The organism is Achromobacter pulmonis (assembly GCF_902859765.1).
GTDB lineage: Bacteria > Pseudomonadota > Gammaproteobacteria > Burkholderiales > Burkholderiaceae_B > Achromobacter > Achromobacter pulmonis.
Map to the genome: position 1 here is coordinate 1 of NZ_CADIJV010000065.1, position 9,127 is coordinate 9,127.

Consider the following 9,127-nt stretch of genomic DNA (forward strand, 5'->3'; position numbering starts at 1 on the left):
GGCTGGCCGCGGGCGGCGCCGGGCGAACGGCGGGCTCGGCCCGCGCCTCATGCGCCGGCGTGGCCGGCGCGGCGTAGGCCGACTGATAGGCGGCAATGGAGCGCGACGGCACGGCATAGGCCGGCGGCGGCGTCATGGGCGGCGGCGAGGCCGGCTGCGCGGCAGTGCCACCGTCATAATGCGGCGCGACGCCGGCCCCATGAGCCGGTCGCGGCATAGGCGTTCCATAGGCAGGCTGCGGCGCCGCCTGCGCCTCGTGCGCCAGCGGTGCGCGGGGCGCCGGCGCGTGGCCGTCGGCATAGGCACGCGGCGCGTGCTCCTGCGCATGCCCGGGCGCGTCGTCGAACGCGCCATCGACCGTGGCCAGCACCTCGATACCCCCATCCACGCTGCGGTTCGACACGATCAGCGCGTCCGGACCGAGTATCTGGCGCACCTGGCGCATGACCTCGCGGCTATTGGCTCCAAAGAAGCGGCTTATTTTCATTGACCATTACCTCCGCCGATGAGGGCGGTCACGCGGACCATGCGCTCATCCGGAATCTCCGTATTCGACAACACCCCCAACTGCGGCAGATGGTGGCGCAGGAAGCGCGACAGCGGCGCGCGCAGCACCGGCGACACCAGCAGCACCGGGGCATTGCCCTGCGACTCCTGGCGCTCGACCGCCGCCTGGGTTTCGCGCAGCAGTGTATCCGCCAGACCCGGTTCCAGACCGCCGCTAGTGGTCAGCGCCTGCGACAGCACCCGCTCGAGTTTGACGTCCAGGCCGATCACGCGCAGCTCGCCCTCGCCCGGGAACCATTGCTGGGTGATGGCGCGGCCCAGCGAACGGCGGGTCAGCGCGATCAGTTCGTTGATATCGGGCTGGCCGCCAGTGCCGGCCGCCAGCGCCGCCAGACGCGGGCCGTGTTCGGACAGCGTATCGATGATGGTGCGCATGTCGCGGATCGGCACTTCCTCGGCCAGCAAGCCCTGCAGCACCTTCTGCAGCGCGGTGAGCGACAGCGTCTTGGGCACCAGGTCCTCGACCAGCTTGGGCGCGTCGCGGCCGATGCGGTCCAGCAACTGCTGCACTTCCTGGCGGCCGAGCAGGTTGGAACCATGGCGGTGCATCAGGTGGTTCAGGTGGGTCGCCACCACGGTGCCGGCATCGACCACGGTGTAGCCCACCACCTGGGCCTGGTCGCGCAGGCTGCCGTCGATCCACAGCGCCGGCAGGCCAAAGGCCGGATCGGTGGTGGGCGTGCCCTTGATCTGCATGGTCACGCCGCCCGGATCGATCGCCAGCCACTGCCCCGGCATGGCCACCCCGTGGCCGATCTCCACGCCCGACAAGAGGATGCGGTAGTCGTTGGGCTTGAGCTCCAGGTTGTCGCGGATGTGCACCACCGGCGGCAGGAAGCCGACGTCCTGGGCGAATTTCTTGCGCAGGCTCCGGATGCGGTGCAGCAGCTCGCCGTTCTGGGCATGGTCGACCAGCGGAATCAGGCGGTAGCCGACCTCCAGGCCTAGCTGGTCCACCATCGACACGTCGTCCCAGCTGGCTTCGGCGGCGGCGGCCTGCGCCTGCGTCACAGCCTGCTGCGGCGCCTCGGCGGCGGCCTCCTCGGCCGCCTTGCGCCGCTGGAGCATGGCCCAGCCGCCCCAGGCCAGGGCGCCGGCCAGGGTCAGAAAGGCCACGTGCGGCATGTTCGGGATCAGGCCCATGATGCCAATGATGCCGGCCGTCAGGAACATCACACTGGGATTGGAGAACAGCTGGCTGATGATCTGCTGGCCGATGTCCTGGTCGGTCGACACGCGCGACACCACCACGCCGGCGGCGGTCGAGATCACCAGCGCCGGGATCTGCGCCACCAGGCCGTCGCCGATGGTCAGCAGCGTATAGACGCGAGCCGATTCGCTCATCGACATATCGTGCTGGGCCACGCCCACGATCAGGCCGCCGATGACGTTGATCACCATGATCAGCAGGCCGGCGATGGCGTCGCCGCGCACGAATTTGCTGGCGCCGTCCATCGAGCCGAAGAAGTCGGATTCCTGCGACACCTCGGCGCGGCGCTTGCGGGCCTCATCCTCGCCGATCAGGCCGGCATTCAGGTCGGCGTCGATGGCCATCTGCTTGCCCGGCATTGCGTCCAGGGTGAAGCGCGCGCCGACTTCGGCGATGCGCCCCGCGCCCTTGGTGATGACGATGAAGTTGATGATGGTCAGGATGACGAAGACGATGATGCCGACGGCGAAGTTGCCGCCCACCAGGAAGTGGCCGAAGGCCTCGATCACCTTGCCTGCGGCGTCCGGACCGCTGTGGCCGTTCAGGAGCACCACGCGGGTCGAGGCGACGTTCAGCGACAGGCGCAGCAGCGTGGCGAACAGCAGCACCGCCGGGAATGCGGCGAAATCCAGCGGCTTGCGGGTGAACATGGCCACCAGCAGGATCATCACCGACAGCGCGATGTTGAAGGTGAACAGCAGGTCGAGCAGGAAAGTGGGCAGCGGCAGCACCATCATGCCCAGCACCATCACGATCAGGATGGGGCCGGCCAGCAGGCGCGCATGCGTGCCTCCAGTGCTTTTCAACATGGTGAGCAGAGCGCTCATTCCTTAAACTCCTTGTGCTGCGGATTTGGCCTGCGGGTCCAGCTCGGCCGGCACGGCCAGGGAGGTGGGCGCCGAGGGTTCGGCGCCCCATCCCGAGCGCCACGAGCGCAACTGGAAGACCCACGCCAGCACTTCCGCGACGGCGGTATATAGCTCGGCCGGGATTTCGTGCCCCAGCTCGACGTGTTGATACAAGGCGCGCGCCAGCGGCGGCGCCTCAAGGGTGGGAATGCGGTGTTCGGCGGCCAGCTCGCGGATCTTGGCGGCTACCAGCCCGGTGCCCTTGGCCAGCACCCGCGGCGCGCCGTTCCTGTCTTCCTCGTACTTCAGCGCAACGGCGTAGTGGGTCGGGTTGGTCACCACCACGTCGGCCTTGGGAACCTCGGACATCATGCGCCGGCGCGCCGCCTGGCGCTGCTGCTGGCGGATGCGGGCCTTGGTGTGCGGATCCCCTTCGCTTTCCTTGTGCTCCTGGCGCACGTCTTCCTTGGACATGCGCAATTTCTTCAGATGGCTCCAGATCTGCCACGGCACGTCCAGCAGCACCACGATCAGCAGCGAGGCGACGATGAAGGCGCAGCACATCGCCACCAGGCTCAAAGCCTTGGTCAGCGCCGCCGACGGCGCCACGTGCATCAGGCTGAGCATGTCGTCGTGATAGCGCCACAGCACCCACACCGCGACCCCGCCCACCAGCAGGGCCTTGGCCAGCGCCTTGATCAGTTCGACCACGGTCTGCGACGAGAACATGCGCTTGAGCCCGGCGAACAGGCTCAGCTTCGAGAAATTCGGCGACAACGGCTTGCCGGAGATGACGATCCCGCCCAGCAACACGCTGGACAGCACCGCGACCACCGCCAGCAGGCCGAAGATCGGCAACACCACCAGCAGCGCGTGGCCAAAGCCATCGACGGCCTGCTCGACCATGACGCCCGGATCGGACACCACGCGCTGGTCGAACGCCAAGCCATTGCGCAGCACGCCGTTCAGTCCCTGATAAATCGAAGCCCCGGTGGCCCAGATCGTCCCGACCCCGACGGCCAGCATCATGAACGTGCCCAGCTCCCGGGAACGCGCAATCTGCCCCTCCTCGCGCGCCTTTTCCAGGCGCCTGGGAGAGGCGGCTTCGGTTTTCTCGAGGTCGCTTTCTTCGGCCATGCTCTGCGGTGTCGTTGCGGCTCGCGGATTGACGGATTACGAGCTGCCCGCCGAGATTCTAGGAGGCATGGCCATTTGGCGATAAGCCAAGAAACGGGGGGAAAGCGGCGCTATTCCCGGATGCGCCCGTGCCCTGCCGGCCACCGGCATGCCCGGGAGCGGCCGCCAGGGCCGGCCGGCGCGCCCGCCGGCTGAGGGGCCGCCGCCCCGCCCCGCGGTCTTTCACCCTGCCACGGCCGCCGTCCTGGCAGCCTGTCCGGCGTCCTCAAGCGCGGCCTGGAAACGCACATAGTCCAGGCCGATACGCACCGCGCCCCAGTGCTCGCCATCCAGGAACAACGGCACGGAAATGTCATTGACGATCTCGCCGGTGTCCCGCGAATAGGTCTGGAACAGCAGGGTTTCGGTGTTCGCGGCCAGGCGCGCGCCCACCGGGTCGTCGAAAATCCGCTTGTGGCGCACCCGCGCGATGTCCTGCGCCGGGTCGCCGCTGGGCGCATGCGAATACCGGCTGTTGTGCGCCGGGGCGTAGCCACGCGCGTCCACCAGCAGCGCATAACTGCCGCCCGGCACCGCCGCCAGCACACCGTCCAGCAGCCGCGTCAGGGACTCGTCAATGGCCCGATCGTAGGCCGTGTGATAGCGCGGCGGCTCGCTGCCCGCGATGCGCTGGTAATGGCGGTCGAACACGTCCAGGCCGCGCGCGCGGGCATGCCCCAGCAGCCGCGCCGCCGCCGCGCGGAAGGCCTCCAGCGTCTCCGACAGCCGGTCGAAAGCGGTATTGCCGGTGCGCATGTCCGACAGGACCTCCTGCACGCTCTCGGTCTGGCGCCGGATGCGGTCGATCTCGCCCGACATGCTGGCCACCCGTTCGCGCACGTCGGCGCTGAGCGCCGCGATCCGGCTCACGTCCTGGCTCATGCCGTGGTTGGTGGCATCGACTTCGCCGATCGCCTGCACCACTTCGCCCACCTGGCGGTTCATGCTGTCGAAATCCCGCACAAAATGCTGGAAATCCTGGCGGGTCTTGTCCAATACCGCGCCGGAGGCGTCCACGTCCTCGCGCAATGTTCCCGTCTGTCGCTGGGTCGAATCGACCAGTTCCAGCATCTCGCCGGTATGGCGGCCGATGTCGCTGGTGGCGGCATTGACCCGCTCGGCCAGCCGGCCGACCTCGCTGGCGACCACCGCGAACCCGCGCCCCGCATCGCCAGCGCGCGCCGCCTCGACGCCGGCATTCAGCGCCAGCAGTTGCGTCTGCAGTGCGATGTCCTTGATCAGCTTGCTGATGTCGCCCACCGAACGCGCCCGGTCCGTCAACTGGCCCACCACGTCGCTGAAGACCGCCATCTCACGGGTCATGCGATCGACCCGCTCCTTGACCTCGCACAGCTCCGCCAGCGCCTGTTCGGCCGCACGCAGGTTCTGCCCCGACACCTCGGCGATGTCGCGCACGTGGGTCGACGTGGAAGCGGACAGCGCCGCGATCTGGGCGCCACTGGCCGCCAGCGCCTCGGCCGCGCGCGCCTGCTCCTGCGCCATCTGCGCGCAACGCCCGGCCTGGAACTGGGTACGGGCCGCGTTCAGGGCGATTTCGATGCTGGATTGCCGCACCGTGGCGATGCGGCCACGGATACCCGCCAGGAAGCGGTAAAGCGGCCAGGCGGCCGGGCTGAGGGACAAGGGGCGTTCGGACAACGTCGCGCGGCCGCGATTGAGCCGGCGCAGCAAACCCCAGATGCCTCCGAATCGGAATACGGATCTGGCCAAGATAGCACCTCCTTGTGCGGCCCGGATCGCCTTCTGCGGGCATCCGTTGCCTTGGGCGCGTGGCCGCGCCCTGTCTCCTGCTGCTGGCCCCGATTCTTATTGTTGCAGTCTACCCAAGGGCAGGCTTTCACACCCTTAGGGAATACGACCATGCCCGGCGGCCGGGCATGGTCGCGTGCGATTGCCGCCGGTTCAAAAGCCCAGGCTGGCGAGCAGGTCGTCGACCTGATCCTGGCTGGTGACCACGTCGGCCTTGCCCTGCGGACTGACCTGCGGACCATTGAGCAGGCTGTTGGCTTCGTCGCGGCGTTCCTGCGGCACGTTGTCCAGCAGCACCTGCAGCAGTTCGCGCTCGATCGCGCCGACCACATCCATCATGCGCATGATGACCTGGCCGGTGAGATCCTGGAAGTCCTGCGCCATGATGATTTCCATCAGCTTGGACTGGGTCTGCTGCGTCTGCTTGGGCACATCCTGCAGGAACGCGCGCGTATCCTTGACCAGCTCGCGGGCCTCAGGCAATTCCAGCGGCTGGTCGTACCATTGCTGCCAGCGGCTATCCAGCGCCTGGGCCGAGCGCGACATGCCGTCCTGGATCGGGCCGGCGGCCTCGGTCGCGTTCAGCACGCGATTGGCGGCCTGTTCGGTCATCTGAGCCACGTAGCGCAGGCGGTCGCGGGCATCGGGGATGGCGTTGGCCGCATCCTTGATCGCCTGGTCCAGCCCCAGCTCACGCATGCTGTCGCGCAGCATGCGCGTCAGCGAGGCGATGCGGTGAATCAGGTCAGGCGAATCAGTCGGGTCTTCATTCTGCGTCGAACTCATTGCACACCTCAGCCGCCGAGTTTTTCGAAGATCTTGACCAGCTTCTCTTCCAGCGTCGCCGCGGTAAAGGGCTTGACCACGTAGCCATTGGCGCCGGCCTGGGCCGCCGCCACGATGTTCTCTTTCTTGGCCTCGGCGGTCACCATCAATACCGGCAGCGAGGCCAGGCTGGCGTCGGCGCGGATCTGCTTGAGCATTTCCAGGCCGTCCAGGTTGGGCATGTTCCAGTCGGACACGACGAACTGGAAGCCGCCGTTGCGCAACTTCTCCAGCCCGATCGCGCCGTCTTCGGCTTCATCCACGTTCTCGAAACCCAACTCCTTGAGCAGGTTGCGGATGATCCGCCGCATGGTGGGGAAATCATCCACCACCAGAATCTTGATGCCCTTGTCTACCATCTTTTACTCCAGAAGAAATTTGCTTGGGACCGATCGGGACGACATCCGCGTCAAACGCGGTGTCCCCGGTCGCCCAGGCGAGTCAGAATGCGCTCACTCATCGCCGACAGCGGCACCACTTCATCAGCCGCGCCGAGCGCAATGGCCTCCCGGGGCATGCCAAAAACCACGCAACTGGCCTCATCCTGCGCAATGGTATGAGCGCCGGCGCGATGCATGGCCAGCATGCCGGCCGCCCCGTCCTTGCCCATTCCGGTCAGGATGACACCGATGGCGTTCTTGCCCGCCGCCACGGCCGCGGAATTAAACAACACATCCACCGACGGGCGGTGGCGATTGACCGGCTCGCTGGCTTCCAGCTCGATCACGTAGTTGGCGCCGCTGCGGCCCAGGCGCATGTGCATCTCGCCGCCCGGCGCCAGGTACACGTGGCCCGGCAGCACGCGCTCGCCGTGCACGGCCTCGCGCACCGTCACCGCGCACAGGGCATCCAGGCGCTGCGCGAACGAACGCGTGAAGCCAGCCGGCATGTGCTGCGTGATCAGGATCGCCGGGCTGTCCGGCGGCAAAGGCTGCAACACTTCACGAATGGCTTCCGTGCCGCCCGTGGAGGCGCCTACGATCACCAGCTTTTCCGAGCTCGCCAGCGGCCGGCGCAACATCGGCGCCGGCGCCGCCGGCGGCGCATGCGGGCTGGGCGCGCGCAACTTGGCACGCGAGGCGGCGCGGATCTTGTCGGCGATGATCTCGGTGTATTCCAACAGACCGTCACGAATGCCCAGCTTGGGTTTGGTGACGAAGTCGATGGCGCCCAGTTCCAGCGCGCGCAACGTGATTTCACCGCCCCGCTCGGTCAGCGAAGACACCATCACCACCGGCATCGGCCGCAGGCGCATCAGCTTTTCGAGGAAGTCCAGGCCGTCCATGCGCGGCATTTCCACGTCCAGCGTCAGCACGTCGGGATTGTGCTTTTTGATCAACTCGCGCGCCACCAGCGGATCGGGCGCGGTCGCAACCACTTCCATATCCGGCTGGCTGTTGATGATTTCGGTCATCAGTCCGCGCACCAGCGCGGAATCATCCACACATAAGACTCTGATTTTCTGCATTGTTTATCGCCTCGGTCCGACCGCAAGCTTGCCGCGAGGGCCCGCCTAGGCCCTGCCCGCGCATTCGTACACTGTCTGCCCGCGCAGACGGAAATCCCGACTGATATAGGTGAAGTTCTCGGAATGGCCCGCGAACAGCAGGCCGCCCGGCTTGAGCAGCGGCACGAACCGCTCAAGGATCTTCGCCTGGGTCGGCTTATCGAAATAAATCATGACGTTGCGGCAGAAGATCACGTCGAACTTCTCGCTGATCGGCCACGTTGGCGCCAGCAGGTTCAAGGTTTCATACCGCACCATATCGGCGATCTCGGGGCGCACCCTGACCTGCCCGGCGTTGGCGCCGCGGCCTTTCAGGAAGAAGCGCTTGAGCCGGCTTTCTTCCATCTTGGCCACGCGCTCGGCGGGGTAGACCGCGCTGCGCGCCCGGTTCAGTACGTTGGTGTCGATGTCGGTGGCCAGCACCGTGCAGCCGCTGGCGCGCGGGCCCAGGGCTTCGGCCAGCGTGATGGCGATGGAATAGGGTTCCTCGCCGGTGGAAGCCGCACAGCACCAGACCGACACGGGACCGCCCCGCTGCTGCGCGAAGTCCGCCAGGATCGGGAAATGGTGCGATTCTCGGAAAAACGCGGTCAGGTTGGTCGTCAACGCATTGACGAAATCTTCCCATTCCGGCGCATCCGGCTCGTTCTCGAGCTGGTCCAGATAGCTGGCGAAGTCCTGCCGGCCCAGCGCGCGCAGGCGCCGCGCCAGGCGGCTATAGACCATCTCGCGCTTGTGCGCGCCCAGCGAAATGCCGGCACGCGCGTGGATCATCTTGCGGACGCGGGAAAAATCCGCGTCCCGGAAATCGAATTGGCGGTCCACCGGAATGGACGGCGCCATGTTTGCTGCTGTCGCCACTGCCGCCCTCAATGTCCAAGCGCAAGCGCATCAGGCGCTTGCAACCGCGAATCGTCGGCAGCGGGCCGGCCCGAGGACAGGCGCTGAGCCGGCACCTCGATCACTTCGCCGGCATTGATCTTGAACACCGCCACCGCTTCGGCCAGGCGCTGCGCCTGTTCCTGCAGCGAACCAGCCGCGGCCGCCGCCTCTTCCACCAGCGCCGCGTTCTGCTGCGTCACTTCGTCCATCTGCGACACCGCGCGGTTGACCTGGTCGATGCCGCTGGACTGCTCTTCCGAGGCCGCCGAGATCTCGCCCATGATGTCCGTCACGCGCTTGACCGAGGCCACGATCTCTTGCATCGTCGCGCCCGCGCGCTCG

At 67.1% G+C, this 9,127-nt stretch carries 8 protein-coding genes and 1 pseudogene; all 9 read right to left on the minus strand.

Going from position 1 to position 9,127, the window contains the following annotated elements; translation table 11 throughout:
* Nucleotides 1-487: pseudogene (locus HV701_RS26120) on the minus strand (flagellar biosynthesis protein FlhF); the annotation flags it as partial.
* Nucleotides 484-2,604, minus strand: a complete 2,121-nt coding sequence (flhA, locus tag HV701_RS26125; protein WP_175135903.1) for a flagellar biosynthesis protein FlhA — start codon at nucleotides 2,602-2,604, stop codon at nucleotides 484-486. The pseudogene HV701_RS26120 and the gene flhA, both read right to left, overlap by 4 nt.
* A 3-nt stretch (nucleotides 2,605-2,607) precedes the next feature.
* A complete protein-coding gene (gene flhB, locus HV701_RS26130) occupies nucleotides 2,608-3,762 on the minus strand; it encodes a flagellar biosynthesis protein FlhB (protein WP_175135904.1) in 1,155 nt (384 codons plus the stop codon).
* Between the two features lie 222 nt (nucleotides 3,763-3,984).
* The gene (locus HV701_RS26135) at nucleotides 3,985-5,532 is read right to left on the minus strand and encodes a methyl-accepting chemotaxis protein (RefSeq protein ID WP_236756749.1); all 1,548 of its coding nucleotides are present in this window, start codon (nucleotides 5,530-5,532) and stop codon (nucleotides 3,985-3,987) included.
* Between the two features lie 192 nt (nucleotides 5,533-5,724).
* Nucleotides 5,725-6,357 carry a protein phosphatase CheZ gene (gene cheZ, locus HV701_RS26140; protein WP_175135905.1) on the minus strand — a complete coding sequence of 211 codons (633 nt, stop codon included), beginning with the start codon at nucleotides 6,355-6,357 and terminating at the stop codon, nucleotides 5,725-5,727.
* 8 nt (nucleotides 6,358-6,365) lie between these two features.
* Nucleotides 6,366-6,755, minus strand: a complete 390-nt coding sequence (cheY, locus tag HV701_RS26145; protein ID WP_175135906.1) for a chemotaxis response regulator CheY — start codon at nucleotides 6,753-6,755, stop codon at nucleotides 6,366-6,368.
* Nucleotides 6,756-6,805: 50 nt separating this feature from the next.
* Nucleotides 6,806-7,864 (minus strand): protein-glutamate methylesterase/protein-glutamine glutaminase, encoded by a 1,059-nt coding sequence (locus HV701_RS26150; RefSeq protein WP_175135907.1) that lies wholly within the window; start codon nucleotides 7,862-7,864, stop codon nucleotides 6,806-6,808.
* Nucleotides 7,865-7,909: 45 nt separating this feature from the next.
* On the minus strand, nucleotides 7,910-8,746 hold the full coding sequence (locus tag HV701_RS26155; protein ID WP_175135908.1) for a CheR family methyltransferase: 837 nt from the start codon (nucleotides 8,744-8,746) through the stop codon (nucleotides 7,910-7,912).
* Nucleotides 8,747-8,772: 26 nt separating this feature from the next.
* Nucleotides 8,773-9,127, minus strand: a 355-nt coding sequence (locus HV701_RS26160; protein WP_254595256.1) for a methyl-accepting chemotaxis protein, incomplete at its 5' end; no start/stop codon positions are given.

Bases quoted from the DNA above. Each gene is read 5' to 3' on its own strand.
- cheY (WP_175135906.1), bottom strand. From the start codon at position 6,755: ATGGTAGACAAGGGCATCAAGATTCTGGTGGTGGATGATTTCCCCACC.
- HV701_RS26155 (WP_175135908.1), bottom strand. From the start codon at position 8,746: ATGGCGCCGTCCATTCCGGTGGACCGCCAATTCGATTTCCGGGACGCG.
- cheZ (WP_175135905.1), bottom strand. From the start codon at position 6,357: ATGAGTTCGACGCAGAATGAAGACCCGACTGATTCGCCTGACCTGATT.
- flhB (WP_175135904.1), bottom strand. From the start codon at position 3,762: ATGGCCGAAGAAAGCGACCTCGAGAAAACCGAAGCCGCCTCTCCCAGG.
- HV701_RS26150 (WP_175135907.1), bottom strand. From the start codon at position 7,864: ATGCAGAAAATCAGAGTCTTATGTGTGGATGATTCCGCGCTGGTGCGC.
- flhA (WP_175135903.1), bottom strand. From the start codon at position 2,604: ATGAGCGCTCTGCTCACCATGTTGAAAAGCACTGGAGGCACGCATGCG.